Below are 15,621 nucleotides of genomic sequence, written 5' to 3' on the forward strand. Positions count from 1 at the left end.
ATACATAAAGCTACAATAGGGCAAAATTGACGTTAACCTTGACTTATGCCACTATTGATTTTACTTGCTGAGGATGATCCTGGGATTCAAATGGCTGTCAAAGACTATTTGGAATTTTCTGGTTACAGTGTGATTACTGCCAAAAATGGTGATGAAGCCCTACATCATCTTAAAACTTATCATCCTCATTTGATTGTTGCTGATATTAAAATGCCTCGTAAGGATGGATTTGAGTTGATTCAAGAGGTAAGAGAACGTCCAGAGTTTCGGATGCTACCAGTGATCTTTTTAACTCAACGGGGAAGTACCGCCGATCGCATTCTGGGATACGAAGCTGGTTGTGATTTATATCTTCCTAAACCCTTTGAAATGGCGGAATTGGGAGCAGTTATTAAAAACTTGTTGATTCGATCGCAAATGGAACAGTCGGAACAAAGCATTAATGCTCAACAAGGTAGTATTCATTCTGAGGAAGAAAACCATGAAGACTTTCATTTTACCCAACGAGAAAGTGAAGTTTTAGAACTTCTTACTCAAGGATTATCAAATACAGAAATGGGAGAAAAGTTATATTTAAGTCCCCGAACTGTGGAAAAATATGTAAGTAGTCTTTTACGAAAAACTGACACCAATAACCGAGCAGAATTGGTCAGTTTTACTCTCAAACATCATCTAATTTCTTAAATGATTGAACCTTTATTCTATGAATATCCTCCTCGACAAATCGGGAGATTAATTAAACGCTACAAACGCTTTCTCGCTGATATTGAACTTGATTCTGGAGAAATAATTACCGCTCATTGTCCTAACACCGGTCCGATGACAGGAGTTTGTACTCCTGGCAGTTCCGTTCTCGTTTCCTATAGTGATAACCCGAAACGGAAACATTGCTACACTTGGGAAGCGATCGAGGTTAATGATACTGTTCCCACTTGGGTGGGAATCAACACCGGCTTACCGAACCGCGTGGTTAAATTTGCTTTAGAAAATCATCTTTTACCAGAGTTAGCTAATCGTTATGACAGAGTTCGTCCCGAAGTCCGTTATGGGGAAGAGAATAAAAGTCGGATTGATTTTTTATTAACCGAAAAAGAAGAAAAACCCATTTATTTAGAAGTTAAAAATGTCACTTGGTCAAAAGAAAGACAGGCTTTATTTCCTGATACTGTTACCACTCGTGGACAAAAGCACTTGCGAGAATTGATGGCGATTTTACCCGACGCAAAACCCATTATGTTGTATTTTATTAATCGTGGAGATTGTACCAGTTTTGCAGCCGCAGAGACTGCTGATCCCACTTATGCTAAATTATTGAAGGACGCGATCGAGCAGGGAGTAACCATACTTCCTTATCGCTTTCAACTAACACCAAAAGGCTATAAATTTTTAGGACAAGCAGAACTAATTCGGGCTTGCTGAAAAAGTCCATTGGTCGGTGTGGTTCGGGAGTCCTCCTAATAATTTTTCCGCCTCTGCCAACATTTCTTCGGAAACTTCTTTGAGATCATCGCGGTTGTCTAAGTAAGTTTTGAGAGCAGACATGGGATCAAGGGCGACTTGTTCCCCTAATTCGGGAAGGCGAGGACGGGCAAGTTGACTGACCAATTCTGGGGTGATCGTATAACTATGGGCAAAACTGAGCGCTTTTTGCAGGGTGCGACTCTCAATTCGATCGAGTTGCTCGGAATGTAACTTATATTGCAGACGAACCACCGCCTCTGGATTTTTTTGACGTTCGATCGCGCTCAAAATTGTCTGTTGTGGATCATCTTTTTCCGTGACATCCACCTTAATCGTCAAAAACGGGCGCACAGGTAGCGGACAAAACTGCCATTGCGTGTTTCCCTTCTCCAACTCAATCAACACATAGCCTTTATCCTCTTTCTCCTCACTAAAATCCACTCGTTCAATGCTTCCTGGATACACCACCGCTGGTTCTCCTTTCGGATTGAGATTTTGATGACGATGAACATGACCTAACGCCACATAATCAAACTCAGGACGAATTAAAAACGAAACGGGAATCGTAAAGCCTTTCCCCACCGCTAAAAACCGTTCCGCCCCCAATTGAGCGCGATCGGCCATTAAATGCGCTAGTAAAATCGTAGGTTGATCTGGATCAAGACGACGAATTTCCCCCTCTAAAATCGGCTGTAACTTTTGCAGTAATAACTGATTCACCGCTTCTAGAGATAACCCTTCGGTTTCTGGACGAGTGAGTAAAGCGGAATTGGTTAACCAAGGCAAAGTAATCACTTGTACCTCACCGTTAGCAGTATTGATGTGATGGGTTTCAATTCTATCCCCAACAATAAACTTAGGAACACCTAACGTGCGGTATATGGAAAGACTCGCCCCCCCTTTTCCTTGCGAATGTTGATCATGGTTTCCCACTAATAAAATCGTGGGAATTGCTGCTTGTACCAGACGACTAAACTCAGACGCAAACGCCTGTTGGATGTAGGGGGGTGGCGTGGCATCAGGGAAAGCATCACCGCCAAATAAAACTAAATCTACCGGTTCACTGATTGCGCGATCGATGCACGATCGCAACGACTTCACGAAATCTTCGAGGCGTGTATTCAAGCCCGTTTCAGGATTAGTGCGACCATGAGACAAGCCACTACCGAGATGAATATCAGAAACGTGAAGAACTTTAATCATAATGAACTCGAATCAAAACTTTGTGCTTCCCCTGTTGTCTTTGGGAGATGAAGTCCGCATTCTTGTTTCATCCCCTGAAACCTTGTATCCCGTTCATGTTCATCATCAAGAGAAATGGGGCGACTAGAATGCCAATCTCCCACCGTCATATATCCCTGATCAAACAGAGGATGATAAGGAAGATCATACTCCACAAGATAACGATGAACATCTCGCGAATGCCAATGTAAGATCGGCAATATTTTATAAATTCCCGACTGTTCACCAAGGCGAGGAAGTTGTTGACGATGTTCAGTTTGATCTCGTCGTAATCCTGCTAACCATGCGTTAGCGCCTAACTCTTTTAAGGCTCTTTGCATCGGTTCAACTTTCCGCATTTGATCATAAAAATTTAAGGATTCCACATCATTTTTCTCCCACAGTTTTCCATACAATGCTTCCATACGAGCAGGAGAAAGATGGGATTGATAGACTTTTAAGTTAAGATTTAGTCTTTCGGTTAACTCTTGGGCAAAACGGTAAGTTTCGGGATGTAAATAACCCGTATCTACCCAAATCACTGGAATCTCAGGAATAATACGAGTGACTAAATGCAACATTAACGCAGACTGAATACCGAAACTGGTACTCATCACTAAACCGTCACCAAACGTATCTGCTGACCATTGAATGAGATGTTTTGCATCCACATCAGCGAATCGAGTATTGAGTTGGTCTAAATTAAGTTGAGGTTGCTGTATCGTCGCAACAGTCATGGGGGTTAACTCCTCATGTTTTGGTTCAGGACAATGATTGTTTTCTTGGAGATGAGGGGATTGAGACGTGGTTTGATTCATGTAAAAGATCAAAGATTGAGTAAGCCACTGCTTTTCCCCATTCAGCTTATCACCTCCAATTCCTATCTTAAAACACAATCTCCCATAATCCGATCGGGAAACTGGAATTTAATTCTCTAGTGAGATCAACGATGAGTTTCCCCCCAAAGTTGGGGGGTAGGGGGGCGAAATTGATTTACCCCCTAAATACCCCAATTCTGGAGGACTTAATAAGTTTCCCCCCAAAGTTGGGGGGTAGAGGGGGCGAATTTGATCCAACTGGGTAAGTCCTGAGATCGTCGAGTCGTTCGCTGACAAACGCTGGTAAGATGAAGAATGTTTACAAATTGACAAACTAAAATATTTCTGTAAATTATCCAATTCACGATTTCAACCTATGTTCGATTTGCCGAGTCTTTCTATTGACCCGATGGGAGTGCGATATGGTTCTAGTAAACTCTTTCAAATTTTAGTCCCACTCACCAGCTACATGGTGCTACGGGATTTATTCATCAAAAAATTAGTTCTCAGAGAAAAAGTCGTCGCAAAAATCAACCAAATCTTACCGCAAAACGAATTTTTTGAGCAGTTTCGCGCTGATTTACCAAAGATATTTGATCAAACGGTTGGTTTTCTGTCTTGGAAAGTCGGATGCGATTTAGGCTTCTTTTTAATTGTTACTGGTTTAGGACCTTGGGAACGAGCGTTTACTTGGTCAGGATTATTACCCTACACCATTATTCAATATTTTGTTTATTTCCTCATTGGACGACGGATGTTAGTGGATGGACAATTAAATCCTTTTAGTGAAAATCCGCCTCAAGCTAACACTCCAGAAGCGCGACCACGATGGAAACAAGTTCTCTCTAAATATCTCCATGAAGACTTAAATACAACCAATGAATATGTTCCTTTAAGACAAGTTTTCCTCAAACCTTTTGTCGATTATGGGGGATTAGTTTTAAGTTGGTCACTTTATAATGTGGGGATTTTCTTTTTCCAGTCGGGAGAATTAAATTTAGCCCCAGTGGTACAATTTACCTTTTATCAAATGCTCACGTTTTATTTAGTGAATACTTACGGTTATGTCATTGGTTATAATATCGGAGAATGGATGGAAAAAGGAATTAATCTTTTTGAGGAAAGTTTTGCTCGGTGGAAGCGTCAACAAGCTCATCTAGTAAATAAAGAAAAAAACAACACACCGCCAGTAATTGTATATAAATTATCAAACTCAATTCAATTATTTTGGCAAGATATCAAGTATGCTTACCTATGGCGAATTGCTACGTTTTTAGGTCAGTATGGGATTGGGAGAAAATGGGTTTTAACGACGGTTAGCGGTGTTTTTGCTGTGGTTTTAATTGCACCAAGTTTTTCTAATGTGATGCTAAATTTAGGGAATGATGTTAGTGATTTATGGTTCGATCGAGTCGGACAATTAAATCAGGGACAATTAGCACAAATTGAACCCGCTATGTCTGATCAAATTAATCTCCCGAATTCGGAGGTGGTGATCGCACAATTTCCTGAATTTTGGCAAGCACTCTATACACCGGAAACACAATTTGAGAACATAGCTTTAGATGATGTTTCTCCTTTAATGCAGGAAGCAAAATCGAATACGAATCGTTAGGAAAAATTGATTGTTATGGAAAGTTGTCGAAGAGGAGTTTTTATCTCCATTTTGGGAGTTTCAGTGTCGTTACTGGTTTTATTTCTAGTCGCAGTCGTCTTCTGGTCATTCCTATCTCTCACAAGAGGGAATGCTGTCGCTGGTGAGTTATCATCTCCCCTAGCATCAAATCAGATGGAAACTCAGTCGAAGAGTATCGGTAATTTAGAAAATGATGTCCTTTATTACATTGTGGTCGATCGATTTTTGGATGCTGATTCAAGAAATAATATTCCCGAGTTTGCGTTTGCGGAAGAGACTTCCGACTCGGAAAAACAGGTTTACAACCGCATGAATCAACTCTTACTTCGACATACTTACGATCCCACTCATCGCCACATGGGAATGTATTGGGGAGGAGATTTAGAAGGGGTGATTCAAAGATTAGATTACTTACAAGATTTAGGAGTAACTAAACTGGTTCTTTCTCCCATTCAAGATAATTCTAACGGCTTGTTTTATCATCCTGACATTAAAACCTACCTTTATCGCAATAAAACAGAAGAGGTGAACGATGATTTTTATAGTCATGTTTCCACTCCCTATCATGGCTATTGGACAAAAGATTGGTTTGAGATTGATGAGCATTTTCGCTCACCCGATGATGAAGGCTTCGATCGCTATCGAGTGTTTCGCAGATTACTAAATGAAGCAGGTAAGCGCGGTATTGGGATCATCTTAGATTTAACCATGAATCAAACCGCACCCGGACACATTTCCACAGAACCGCCAAATTTAGGAACAGGTGGCTTCTTATTTGGAGAGTCTTGGTTTGCGGATAATGGCGATGTCTATCGTCACGGAAAACGAGTGGCGACGCATTGGGACCCGAAAACAGGGGAACGTGATCCCCAAGGTTGGTTTCACGAACCGAAAATTATTTGGGATTTTGATACCGCTTCTAAGGAGTTAATTGAGGAGGGACAAATTAGCGGCGGAATGCCTGATTTAAACCAAGATGCGCCGCCAGTGAAACAGTATTTATTCGATGCGGCGAAGTTTTGGTTAACGTTTAATCAAGATCAATATCCCATTGCTGGTTTCCGTTTGGATGCGGTGAAACATATCAATGAACGCTTTTGGCAAGAGTTTGAAGCGTTTGTTCTCTCCATTAATCCTGATGCGGTGCTACTGGGAGAATATTTCGGCGGTGGTTATCGTGCTGAGAAAAGTATTGATTTTTTACGGAAAACTGACAACATCACTCAGTATGATTTTAATTTGAGTGAAGCAGCGCGACGGTTTTTTGCGCGCGATCGCGGTTGGGATGGACGCACTTATATTTTGCGAGAAACAACACTGGGACGGAAAGGAAATTATTACAACTATGATGCGATCAGTCGCTTTTTCCACTGGATATTTAATCCCGCGCAAACTCTAGAAATTCCCACCGCGTCTTTAGATGCGATTCCCAACGAAGAAGCGAAAGGTTGGGTGAGTTTTGTGGAAAACCATGATAAACCACGCTTAAAAACCTATTACCCTGAAATTTCTGATCAGGGTTATGAAAGTTTGATTGAGTTCCAGTTTATGGCGCGAGGCGTTCCTTTGATTATGTATGGCGCAGAAACCGCGCTAGGGATTCCCTATCATCCTGAACATGAGGGGTTATTTGGGGCTGGGGGTGATCCCTTTAATCGCCCGATGATGATTTGGCCCGGCAGTCAAGGTTGGAAAGAAGAGATTTATCAAGCAACGAAACGGATGGCCCATTTACGACAAGACTATCCCGTGCTGCGCTATGGAGACACTCGTTATTTGCTGCCAAACGGGGCGAGTCAGAAGGAAGATATCTTTATGTTGAGAGAAGCAGATGAAACCTCAGCACGGCTTCTCTATGCGTATTCCACCGCAGGAGGGGAGTTTTTACTTTCCTTTGAGGAGGAAGGGGTTAAACAGTGTCGAGTGGTGGATACAGATCAGAACTTAGAATTGGTGGATGGGATGCTACCCGTGAAGTTACAACCAGAAGAAGCGAAGGTGTTTGTTTTGCGTTAAGCATCGAAACGCAACGGTTGACCTGATCTAATTTAGATCAGACATCCTTTTAGAGGTTCTATAATTTAAATGAGTTAACAATTTTAATTGTAGTTAATTACCTGATGCCTGAAAATAATACAGAGAATCCCTGGGTGGAAGGAGTGAAAACCTTAGCCTTAAGTGCCGTTTTAGCGTTTGGTGTTCGGACATTTGTCGCCGAAGCACGTTATATTCCTTCGGAGTCGATGTTACCCACCTTAAAAATTAATGATCGTCTCTTGATTGAAAAAATTGGTTATCGCTTCACCACTCCAGAGAGAGGAGATATCGTTGTTTTTTCCCCAACTCCCGCTTTAGAAAGCCAAGGCTATTCTGATGCGTTTATTAAACGAGTGATTGGCTTACCCGGAGAAACGATAGAAGTCAGAGGAGGAGTGGTTTTTGTTGATGGTGAAGCACTTTCCGAGAAATATATCGCCGATGAAGCCGATTATGATTTTGGTCCGGCGACTGTTCCCGAAAATCAGTATTTAGTTTTGGGAGATAATCGCAATAATAGTTATGATTCCCATTATTGGGGATTTCTCCCCCGTGAAAACATTATTGGTCGCGCTGCGGTGCGGTTTTGGCCCCTCGATCGAGTTAGTCTCATTGACGATCCCTCCTATCCGACTAATCCCTAAACTTTAGGGATTAAACGGTTTCTAGCCAATCGTAAATTCGTTCCAGTTGTTCTAGTGTAATCAGACCATATTGCCACAGTAACATCGGCAAAGGGTCGGTGTTACGCTGGGAGTAACGTTGCGCGATCGCGATCGAGTCGTTGGAAATGGCTAATTCTTCTTTTAAAAACCGTAGAAATTTGGCATAAGTTGTTGGCATCATTGTTTTTTTCCTCCTTGATATATTAGGAGTAGGTTATAGACAGAAACTGAGTGAGTTCTGAGTTAAGGGGGAAACGTTGCTGAGTTTTTCCTTCTGTGAGAAGGATTAATTTTCGCAAAAAACAGAAGGATTCGTCATTTTAACCTTTTCTGCCCCTTTTTTGATTTCCCCTTAACTTTTCCTTAATTTTGTTAAAACTGCTTTAGTAAAACCTTAAACTTAAGAAGCGATCAGCACCACTGAAGTTCCAGCTTACGATAGTTAGTTAGTTAACGAGTTTAGATTAAATTAATCTTTTAATAACTCTACCCACTGGTTGATCCTTTTTCGTTTCGGGATCAGCATCAGGGTCGAGAAAAGATGAACGAGTTATATTATGTTAAACCTTAATTGTACCAACAAGTATTAAAATATGCAAGGACAGCAAGGTTAAAAAGGTTAAGGTTTGTTAATGTGGAACGCAAAAATAACGATAAATAAGCGACGATCGATGCTCGGTCTAGTATTGGCAACAATCACAGCATTTTGGTTCGTTCTCACACCAAGCGCGATCGCGTCTCTGGATGACGATCGCTATGATGGTAATATTTTCGCCCTGTATGCGGGAAATGGCTCGTTAGTCCCTCCGAGAGTAACCCTTGCGGAATCGATGAAAGGGGGAAAACCAAGTTTACTGGTATTTTACTTAGAAGATAGCAAAGACTGTAAAGCGTATTCGATCAACGTTTCAGAGTTACAACGATATTACGGTCGCGCCGCCAACTTTATCCCCATTAACGTGGATATGTTAGCGGATAAAACCGACTTTTCTCCCACCGAAGCGGGGTATTATTATCGCGGTTTCGTACCGCAAACCGTGATTATTGATCAGGAGGGAAAAGTGGCGTTTGATGAAATCGGACAAGTCAGTTTTGAAACCGTTGACGCAGCGTTTCGAGAAGTGTTTGATTTACTTCCTCGTTCTGAATCGAAAGAATTAAAACGCCGTTCCCTGAATAATATCAACGTGGGATTACAAGAAGAAGAAGACTAACTTAATTTGAATGAGTTTCGCCCCCCTAACCCCCCAAATTTGGGGGGAATTAACTAATAAAGTCCCCCAGAATTGGGGGATTGAGGGGGCAATTCCGTAACTCCAGCTTAACTCTGTTGCTGATCTTGTAACCACTGGATTCCTGTTTGTACCGCCAATAAAAATAATCCCACAGCCACTAAAATAAATATGGCAGTTGCTAAAACCCCCATTCCCATCACTAAGGTTCGCACTGCTACCGCGATCGTGGCTGCGGTTTGATTGGTATCGGGAAGCGGTTGTTCGGCATAACGAGCAATAATGGCGATCGTGAGTCGGTAGAGGGGAAAACTCAAGCCTCCTGCAATCACTGATCCGAGTAAAGCATTTCTAAGGGTTGTGGCGTGTGAGGTCATAAACTATGCCAAAATTGATTACAAAGTGATAAAAACTGAATTCGAGGGATATAATTCGCATTATGCGTGTCTATGTAATATTATTCAATACGGGAAGCGAAAACCAAGGCATTCACTCTCTGAAAATGGGCGATCGAGATATTGTTTTGATGTTTGAATCAGAAGATGATGCCACTCGTTTCGCTTTAATGTTAGAAGCGCAAGACTTCCCAACACCTGCTGTAGAAGAATTGGATGCTGAGGAAATTGAAGCCTTCTGTGCAGAAGCGGGTTATGAAGCGCGACAAATTCCCCAAGGAGAATTAATTACTCCTCCTGAAAGTACGGTCGAACAAACGGATTGGACGCTAGAAGAGAAAACTAATTCTCCTCAACCTTCAACCACTGATAATTTAGACGATGTTCGTCGTCGCTTGGAAAATTTACTTTAATCTCTAAACTATGGTTTCCTCTCGCGGTCATCTCCTCACAGAACAAAATAATCCCAATAGTCTGAATCTAGACCAATTATCTAGCCTAGAAATTGTTGAACTGTTTAATCGGGAGGATGCTAACACTCTTCAAGCGATCAATAATGCCCGTGAACAAATCGCAGCCGCCATTGATCTTACTAGCGTAGCCCTGAAACAGGGAGGACGATTATTTTATGTTGGTGCGGGTACCAGTGGGCGTTTAGGAGTGTTAGATGCGGCGGAATGTCCTCCCACCTTCTGCACGCCGCCGAGTTTGGTACAGGGGATTATAGCAGGGGGAGAAAGAGCATTAGTAGAAAGTTCGGAAGGGTTGGAAGATCGTCGAGAAGATGGCGCGAGGGCGATCGCGGAACGGGGAGTTAATCACAAGGATGTTGTTTGTGGGATTACTGCTGGTGGCACAACTCCTTATGTTCACGGGGCTTTAGAGGCGGCGCAAAATCAAGCTGCGAAAACCATTTTTCTCGCTTGTGTCTCGGAAAAGGAAGTCAGTGTGAATGTCGATGTGGAGATTCGGCTGTTGGTGGGTGCAGAAGTGTTGGCTGGTTCAACTCGTTTGAAAGCGGGAACGGCGACGAAAATGGCGTTGAATATCTTGTCAACGGGGGTGATGGTGAAGTTGGGGAAGGTGTATGGGAATCGGATGATAGATGTTGCTGTAACTAATCAAAAATTGCGCGATCGCGCCCTTCGCATTCTTCAAGACTTAACTCCCCTCTCCCGTGAAGAAGCCTCGATTTTGCTGGAAAAAAGCGGCAATCGGGTCAAAGTGGCACTACTGATGCAATGGAAAGGATTAAGCGCCACAGAAGCAGAAGCGGTGATTAATGATCAATCAGAATGATCCCCCTAACTCCCCTTAAATTTACAGCGATTCAGTCATTCATCCATCCGTTTCAAACGGATGGATGAATGACAAGGGAGGACTTTAGTCCTCTGTGTCTGCTAGAATAGAGCAAGCCCAAAGATGGTGAAAAACCCGTCAGGCTTATTAAAAAAAGTAGAGATACAGCTAGACTTTTGTTTAGCCAAGGTCTTTAGGGCATATTGAACGGGCGCACTCCTTCGGGAGACTCCTTTCTAACACTCGATTTGTGATTTTAATCCATTGAGTTGTTTCGATTGGAATCCACGCGATTTTAATCCGTGGAGAGTTCAAACCAATTTAAAAAGTAGATATTACATCTTGTAGGGTTTGCCTTGCCCACCCTACTACTTGATTGGTTATTTGGTATTTGTTATTTGTTATTTGTTATTTGTTATTTGTTATTTGGTGTTGGCGAAAAAGGTATCGTGGAATGGGAATGATGCTTTATTCAACATGAGGATTCATTTGCATACCATATTTTCTAGATTTTGCCCACTGTTTTCACTTATGGTAAGTCTTCAGGATTTCCTTAAATTCTGATGCTCGATCGAGGCTTGTCAATACGGGGAGGGGGGATATTAGGAACGAGTTTTCTTGCTTTCAGGGGCGTGTTTTAAAATTGGCAACACTTCCCATTATCTAGAAATACTTTATCAGAAGACTCGATCGAGCGCAACCCTTGAAAAAAAATTTCGCCCTTTTCTGGCTTCTCTTGATTGGTTATTTGGTATTTGTTATTTGTTATTTGTTATTTGTTATTTGTTATTTGTTATTTGGTGTTGGCGAAAAAGGTATCGTGGAATGGGAATGATGCTTTATTCAACATGAGGATTCATTTGCATACCATATTTTCTAGATTTTGCCCACTGTTTTCACTTATGGTAAGTCTTCAGGATTTCCTTAAATTCTGATGCTCGATCGAGGCTTGTCAATACGGGGAGGGGGGATATCAGGAACGAGTTTTCTTGCTTTCAGGGGCGTTTTCTAAAATTGGCAACACTTCCCATTATATAGAAATACTTTATCAGGAAACTCGATCGAGCGCAACCCTTGAAAAAAAATTTCGCCCTTTTCTGGCTTCTCTTGATTGGTTATTTGTTATTTGTTATTTGTTATTTGGTATTTGTTATTTGTTATTTGGTGTTGGCGAAAAAGGTATCGTGGAATGGGAATGATGCTTTATTCAACATGAGGATTCATTTGCATACCATATTTTCTAGATTTTGCCCACTGTTTTCACTTATGGTAAGTCTTCAGGATTTCCTTAAATTCTGATGCTCGATCGAGGCTTGTCAATACGGGGAGGGGGGATATCAGGAACGAGTTTTCTTGCTTTCAGGGGCGTTTTCTAAAATTGGCAACACTTCCCATTATATAGAAATACTTTATCAGGAAACTCGATCGAGCGCAACCCTTGAAAAAAAATTTCGCCCTTTTCTGGCTTCTCTTGATTGGTTATTTGTTATTTGGTATTTGTTATTTGTTATTTGGTGTTGGCGAAAAAGGTATCGTGGAATGGGAATGATGCTTTATTCAACATGAGGATTCATTTGCATACCATATTTTCTAGATTTTGCCCACTGTTTTCACTTATGGTAAGTCTTCAGGATTTCCTTAAATTCTGATGCTCGATCGAGGCTTGTCAATACGGGGAGGGGGGATATCAGGAACGAGTTTTCTTGCTTTCAGGGGCGTTTTTTAAAATTGGCAACACTTCCCATTATATAGAAATACTTTATCAGGAAACTCGATCGAGCGCAACCCTTGAAAAAAAATTTCGCCCTTTTCTGGCTTCTCTTGATTGGTTATTTGTTATTTGTTATTTGGTATTGGCAAAAAAGGTATTGTGGAATGGAAATGATGCTTTATTCAACCTTGAACTCTGCTTGCATACCATATTTTCAGAGTTTTGCCTACGGTTAATGATTTTTTTGTCGTCAGCTTAATCTAACTTAATGTTCATTTCGACCCCTAACCAGAGAAAAAGTAGGTTGGGTGGAGAGATAACGTAACCCAACCATTCAATTAGTAATAACTGAAGTAATGGCATCTTGAATTTTTTGTAATTTTAAGGGTTTAGTTAGATAGTCATTCATTCCCGCTTCGAGACAACTTTCTCGATCGCCTGGCATGACATTTGCTGTCATCGCAATGATATAAGATTGACGCGCTGCTTTAAACTGTTGACGAATTTTTGGAGTTGCTTCTAAACCGTCCATTATGGAGTTTCAATTTTTCGATCGACCACTGCTAAATCAAAATCAATTCCTTCCCCTTGCCATTTTTGCACCTGATTTAAACGATCGGTTTCATAAACTTTCATTCCCCAACTTGTGGCATATTGAGTAATAATGGCGCAGTTGGTTGCATCTTGACAATAAATCAAGAGTCTTTTCTCTGTAAACTCAGACTGTTTTTGATACCAGTTTTGATCGAGTGTCGTAACCGATTGATATTTCCCTTCAAATCAGTGGGAGTATCGGGAAAAATTTGATATGTAAAATAAACATTTCCGATAAAATCTAAAAGATGACTCACAGCACCTACACAAATCAATGGTAAGTTATTTTGTCTTCCTCACTATATCCACAGGAATTTTTGCCATATTTGCTCTCGGTTTGAACATCCAGTGGGGTTACACGGGATTGATTAATTTTGGTCATGTTGCCTTTATGACCGTCGGAGCATATACAACAATTTTACTCAGTATGCAGGGAGTCCCTCTGATTTTGGCAACGATCGCCGGTTCAGTGTTAGCGATGTTACTCGGTTTACTGGTGGGACTTTCTACCCTACGACTACGAGAAGATTATCTCGCGATCGTGACGATCGGTGTCTCGGAGTTACTCCGTATGATTGCGCTCAATGAAGAATGGCTCACTAGAGGTGCTTATGGTGTTCAACGGTATCCACTCCCTCTCGGTGAGTTTAACCCCAATTGGTTGAGCAAAGGAACAATGATTTTTATTTTGAGTGCGATCGCTCTGTTTGCAGTGTGGCAATTGCGACAAGGGCTGCAATCGGAGTTTGAACACCGAAAACAGCAGCGAGGGATTACTCGGTTTCCGCTCGATCTAGGTTTCTGGGGAGTCTTGGCGGTACTTTTAGGAGGGGTGGTTTACCTGAATGGTGTAATCGCTTTGATTGATTACGATTATAAGTCAGGGTTGATGTTACTGATTTTAATTGTCTTGACGGTTTTCTATGCCATTGTGGAAAGTCTCGCTCGATCGCCCTGGGGCAGAGTTTTAAAAGCCATTCGAGAAGATGAACAAGTCCCCAGAGCTTTGGGAAAAGATGTATTCTGGTATAAACTACAAGCATTCATGCTCGGTGGGGCAATTGCGGGAATTGCTGGCGCTTTTTATGCCTGGCAGTTAACCACAATTTATCCGAGTAACTTCCAACCTCTGATTAGCTTCTATGCTTGGACAATTGTTGTCCTCGGCGGTGCTGGAAATAATGCTGGTGTTTTACTTGGCACGGTCATTTTCTGGACTTATGACTCTTTAACTCGCTTTGTTCTCCCCCAATTAAACTGGATTGATGATGCGCGTTTAGGAGCATTTCGGATTTTAGTAATTGGTTTGATCCTAATGATACTGATGGTATCTCGTCCTCAAGGTATTCTAGGCAAAAAGGAGGAACTTACTCTTGGTCGATAATTCTCATTCTTTACAAAAAGGCGCAACGGTGACAGAAGAAACCGCTAATCTCACGCTCCTTTCCGCTCAAGGCTTAAGTAAAAGTTTTGGTGGAATTCAAGCGGTGAATCAAGTCTCCCTAGAGGTGAAAGCTGGAAGCATCACGGGATTAATCGGTCCTAATGGTGCGGGAAAAACCACTCTCTTTAATCTTCTGTCCAATTTCATTGTTCCCGACTCAGGAGAGGTTTGGTTTGATGGTCAACCGATTCAACAGTTACGCGCTCACCAAATCTCCCGACGAGGATTGATTCGCACCTTTCAAGTGGCACGAGTCCTTTCCCGTCTCTCGGTTTTGGAGAATATGCTTTTGGGAGCGCAACAGCAAACGGGGGAAAATTTGTTCCAAGTATTGCTCAAACCGAAACGAGTGCGACGAGAGGAGAAAAAACAGCGAGAGAGAGCGCTGTCTCTTTTGGAGTCGGTGGGACTAGCCGCTAAAGCCTATGAATACGCGGGAGCGCTTTCGGGAGGACAACGGAAACTCCTTGAGTTGGCACGAGCGATGATGACGAACCCAAAATTGATTCTCCTCGATGAACCCGCCGCTGGCGTGAATCCCACTCTGATTAATCAGATTAGTGACCACGTTTTACGCTGGAATCAAGAGGGAATTACGTTCCTGATTATCGAACACAACATGGACGTTATTATGTCTCTCTGTCAAACAATTTGCGTTCTCGCAGAAGGCACAAATCTCGCTCATGGCACTCCCCAAGAGATTCAAGGAAATTCCCAAGTTTTAGAAGCCTATTTGGGACAGTGATTGATTAAGATGTGCTATGTTGGAAGCATCGATCGCGGAAACCACCGACAGCATTTAATTGATTATTTGTCAACCCTTCGTTACAAACTTTATAATTCACCTCGAAAAATTGGTTTAAACTCTTTCCCAAAAACTTGACAAGATTGAAGCGAAGCCAACGAAGCAATGAGAGTTCGAGGGGTGTATTTTGAGAAAAAGACAGACCATCCCGTGGGATTATCATTTTTGCTATCATACCTGAAAAGGCGCAATCTCGTCAATATTTTTTCCTTTCGGAAAATGGTTAAGAAACATAAAGTGCGCGGTTTGATATAAAAATCTAATCAGTTTGAGGGATTATATTGGTTGTGCTAATACAATTTG

The 15,621-nt window shown here is 41.8% G+C and carries 20 protein-coding genes; 13 read left to right on the plus strand and 7 right to left on the minus strand.

The annotated features are described in order from the left end of the window. Nucleotides 1-45 precede the first annotated feature (45 nt). Nucleotides 46-684, plus strand: a complete 639-nt coding sequence (locus DACSA_RS12095) for a response regulator transcription factor (protein WP_015230020.1) — start codon at nt 46-48, stop codon at nt 682-684. Then, complete coding sequence (gene sfsA / locus DACSA_RS12100; RefSeq protein ID WP_015230021.1) at nt 685-1,419, plus strand: DNA/RNA nuclease SfsA; 735 nt, start codon at nt 685-687, stop codon at nt 1,417-1,419. On the opposite strand, the gene sbcD is transcribed toward sfsA, so the two are convergent. Then, on the minus strand, nt 1,402-2,664 hold the full coding sequence (sbcD, locus tag DACSA_RS12105) for an exonuclease subunit SbcD (protein ID WP_015230022.1): 1,263 nt from the start codon (nt 2,662-2,664) through the stop codon (nt 1,402-1,404). The genes sfsA and sbcD overlap by 18 nt on opposite strands. After that, complete coding sequence (gene cysH / locus DACSA_RS12110; protein WP_041235857.1) at nt 2,661-3,419, minus strand: phosphoadenosine phosphosulfate reductase; 759 nt, start codon at nt 3,417-3,419, stop codon at nt 2,661-2,663. The genes sbcD and cysH overlap by 4 nt, the downstream gene beginning before the upstream one ends. 457 nt (nt 3,420-3,876) lie before the next feature. Between cysH and DACSA_RS12115 the strand changes: the two genes are divergently transcribed. From DACSA_RS12115 to lepB, 3 genes are all read left to right on the plus strand, one after another. Continuing rightward, nucleotides 3,877-5,115 (plus strand): hypothetical protein, encoded by a 1,239-nt coding sequence (locus DACSA_RS12115; RefSeq protein WP_015230024.1) that lies wholly within the window; start codon nt 3,877-3,879, stop codon nt 5,113-5,115. Between the two features lie 15 nt (nt 5,116-5,130). Further along, nucleotides 5,131-7,152 carry an alpha-amylase family glycosyl hydrolase gene (locus DACSA_RS12120; RefSeq protein ID WP_015230025.1) on the plus strand — a complete coding sequence of 674 codons (2,022 nt, stop codon included), beginning with the start codon at nt 5,131-5,133 and terminating at the stop codon, nt 7,150-7,152. Between the two features lie 104 nt (nt 7,153-7,256). Then, nucleotides 7,257-7,817, plus strand: a complete 561-nt coding sequence (gene lepB, locus DACSA_RS12125) for a signal peptidase I (RefSeq protein WP_015230026.1) — start codon at nt 7,257-7,259, stop codon at nt 7,815-7,817. 10 nt (nt 7,818-7,827) lie between these two features. Here the strand turns inward: lepB and DACSA_RS12130 are convergent, their stop codons facing one another. Beyond that, on the minus strand, nt 7,828-8,019 hold the full coding sequence (locus tag DACSA_RS12130; RefSeq protein WP_015230027.1) for a DUF2949 domain-containing protein: 192 nt from the start codon (nt 8,017-8,019) through the stop codon (nt 7,828-7,830). A 490-nt stretch (nt 8,020-8,509) separates the two neighbouring features. On the opposite strand from DACSA_RS12130, the gene DACSA_RS12135 reads away from it, so the two are divergent. Next, complete coding sequence (locus DACSA_RS12135) at nt 8,510-9,052, plus strand: thylakoid membrane photosystem I accumulation factor (RefSeq protein ID WP_015230028.1); 543 nt, start codon at nt 8,510-8,512, stop codon at nt 9,050-9,052. 107 nt (nt 9,053-9,159) lie between these two features. Here DACSA_RS12135 and DACSA_RS12140 read toward each other — a convergent pair whose 3' ends face one another. Further along, nucleotides 9,160-9,447: a DUF3082 domain-containing protein gene (locus DACSA_RS12140; RefSeq protein ID WP_015230029.1), complete on the minus strand. Its 288-nt coding sequence runs from the start codon at nt 9,445-9,447 to the stop codon at nt 9,160-9,162. Between the two features lie 62 nt (nt 9,448-9,509). On the opposite strand from DACSA_RS12140, the gene DACSA_RS12145 reads away from it, so the two are divergent. From DACSA_RS12145 to DACSA_RS20725, 5 genes are all read left to right on the plus strand, one after another. Beyond that, nucleotides 9,510-9,878, plus strand: a complete 369-nt coding sequence (locus DACSA_RS12145; RefSeq protein ID WP_015230030.1) for a DUF3110 domain-containing protein — start codon at nt 9,510-9,512, stop codon at nt 9,876-9,878. Between the two features lie 10 nt (nt 9,879-9,888). Beyond that, the gene (gene murQ / locus DACSA_RS12150) at nt 9,889-10,764 is read left to right on the plus strand and encodes an N-acetylmuramic acid 6-phosphate etherase (RefSeq protein ID WP_015230031.1); all 876 of its coding nucleotides are present in this window, start codon (nt 9,889-9,891) and stop codon (nt 10,762-10,764) included. A 618-nt stretch (nt 10,765-11,382) separates the two neighbouring features. Further along, entirely contained in the window at nt 11,383-11,616 is a 234-nt protein-coding gene (locus tag DACSA_RS20720; protein ID WP_156800777.1) for a hypothetical protein, read from the plus strand. A 137-nt stretch (nt 11,617-11,753) separates the two neighbouring features. Then, the gene (locus tag DACSA_RS12155; protein WP_041235474.1) at nt 11,754-11,963 is read left to right on the plus strand and encodes a hypothetical protein; all 210 of its coding nucleotides are present in this window, start codon (nt 11,754-11,756) and stop codon (nt 11,961-11,963) included. Between the two features lie 154 nt (nt 11,964-12,117). Beyond that, a complete protein-coding gene (locus tag DACSA_RS20725) occupies nt 12,118-12,330 on the plus strand; it encodes a hypothetical protein (RefSeq protein WP_156800778.1) in 213 nt (70 codons plus the stop codon). A 479-nt stretch (nt 12,331-12,809) separates the two neighbouring features. Here the strand turns inward: DACSA_RS20725 and DACSA_RS12160 are convergent, their stop codons facing one another. The 3 genes from DACSA_RS12160 to DACSA_RS20735 are packed head-to-tail and all read right to left on the minus strand — an operon-like array spanning nt 12,810 to nt 13,326. Beyond that, the gene (locus tag DACSA_RS12160; protein WP_041235475.1) at nt 12,810-13,007 is read right to left on the minus strand and encodes a response regulator; all 198 of its coding nucleotides are present in this window, start codon (nt 13,005-13,007) and stop codon (nt 12,810-12,812) included. Beyond that, on the minus strand, nt 13,007-13,174 hold the full coding sequence (locus tag DACSA_RS20730; RefSeq protein WP_156800779.1) for a hypothetical protein: 168 nt from the start codon (nt 13,172-13,174) through the stop codon (nt 13,007-13,009). Before DACSA_RS20730 ends, DACSA_RS12160 begins: the two co-directional genes overlap by 1 nt. After that, a complete protein-coding gene (locus DACSA_RS20735) occupies nt 13,171-13,326 on the minus strand; it encodes a hypothetical protein (RefSeq protein WP_156800780.1) in 156 nt (51 codons plus the stop codon). Before DACSA_RS20735 ends, DACSA_RS20730 begins: the two co-directional genes overlap by 4 nt. A gap of 17 nt (nt 13,327-13,343) precedes the next feature. On the opposite strand from DACSA_RS20735, the gene DACSA_RS12165 reads away from it, so the two are divergent. Continuing rightward, nucleotides 13,344-14,453 carry a branched-chain amino acid ABC transporter permease gene (locus DACSA_RS12165; protein WP_015230032.1) on the plus strand — a complete coding sequence of 370 codons (1,110 nt, stop codon included), beginning with the start codon at nt 13,344-13,346 and terminating at the stop codon, nt 14,451-14,453. Next, on the plus strand, nt 14,443-15,258 hold the full coding sequence (locus tag DACSA_RS12170) for an ABC transporter ATP-binding protein (protein WP_015230033.1): 816 nt from the start codon (nt 14,443-14,445) through the stop codon (nt 15,256-15,258). Before DACSA_RS12165 ends, DACSA_RS12170 begins: the two co-directional genes overlap by 11 nt. The last annotated feature ends 363 nt before the right edge of the window (nt 15,259-15,621 follow it).

Source organism: Dactylococcopsis salina PCC 8305, from assembly GCF_000317615.1.
Classification (GTDB): domain Bacteria; phylum Cyanobacteriota; class Cyanobacteriia; order Cyanobacteriales; family Rubidibacteraceae; genus Halothece; species Halothece salina.

What these genes read in the sequence shown, in the direction of transcription:
- DACSA_RS12095 (WP_015230020.1), top strand. Translation starts at nt 46, where the DNA reads ATGCCACTATTGATTTTACTTGCTGAGGATGATCCTGGGATTCAAATG.
- sfsA (WP_015230021.1), top strand. Translation starts at nt 685, where the DNA reads ATGATTGAACCTTTATTCTATGAATATCCTCCTCGACAAATCGGGAGA.
- sbcD (WP_015230022.1), bottom strand. Translation starts at nt 2,664, where the DNA reads ATGATTAAAGTTCTTCACGTTTCTGATATTCATCTCGGTAGTGGCTTG.
- cysH (WP_041235857.1), bottom strand. Translation starts at nt 3,419, where the DNA reads ATGACTGTTGCGACGATACAGCAACCTCAACTTAATTTAGACCAACTC.
- DACSA_RS12115 (WP_015230024.1), top strand. Translation starts at nt 3,877, where the DNA reads ATGTTCGATTTGCCGAGTCTTTCTATTGACCCGATGGGAGTGCGATAT.
- DACSA_RS12120 (WP_015230025.1), top strand. Translation starts at nt 5,131, where the DNA reads ATGGAAAGTTGTCGAAGAGGAGTTTTTATCTCCATTTTGGGAGTTTCA.
- lepB (WP_015230026.1), top strand. Translation starts at nt 7,257, where the DNA reads ATGCCTGAAAATAATACAGAGAATCCCTGGGTGGAAGGAGTGAAAACC.
- DACSA_RS12130 (WP_015230027.1), bottom strand. Translation starts at nt 8,019, where the DNA reads ATGATGCCAACAACTTATGCCAAATTTCTACGGTTTTTAAAAGAAGAA.
- DACSA_RS12135 (WP_015230028.1), top strand. Translation starts at nt 8,510, where the DNA reads ATGCTCGGTCTAGTATTGGCAACAATCACAGCATTTTGGTTCGTTCTC.
- DACSA_RS12140 (WP_015230029.1), bottom strand. Translation starts at nt 9,447, where the DNA reads ATGACCTCACACGCCACAACCCTTAGAAATGCTTTACTCGGATCAGTG.
- DACSA_RS12145 (WP_015230030.1), top strand. Translation starts at nt 9,510, where the DNA reads ATGCGTGTCTATGTAATATTATTCAATACGGGAAGCGAAAACCAAGGC.
- murQ (WP_015230031.1), top strand. Translation starts at nt 9,889, where the DNA reads ATGGTTTCCTCTCGCGGTCATCTCCTCACAGAACAAAATAATCCCAAT.
- DACSA_RS12160 (WP_041235475.1), bottom strand. Translation starts at nt 13,007, where the DNA reads ATGGACGGTTTAGAAGCAACTCCAAAAATTCGTCAACAGTTTAAAGCA.
- DACSA_RS12165 (WP_015230032.1), top strand. Translation starts at nt 13,344, where the DNA reads ATGGTAAGTTATTTTGTCTTCCTCACTATATCCACAGGAATTTTTGCC.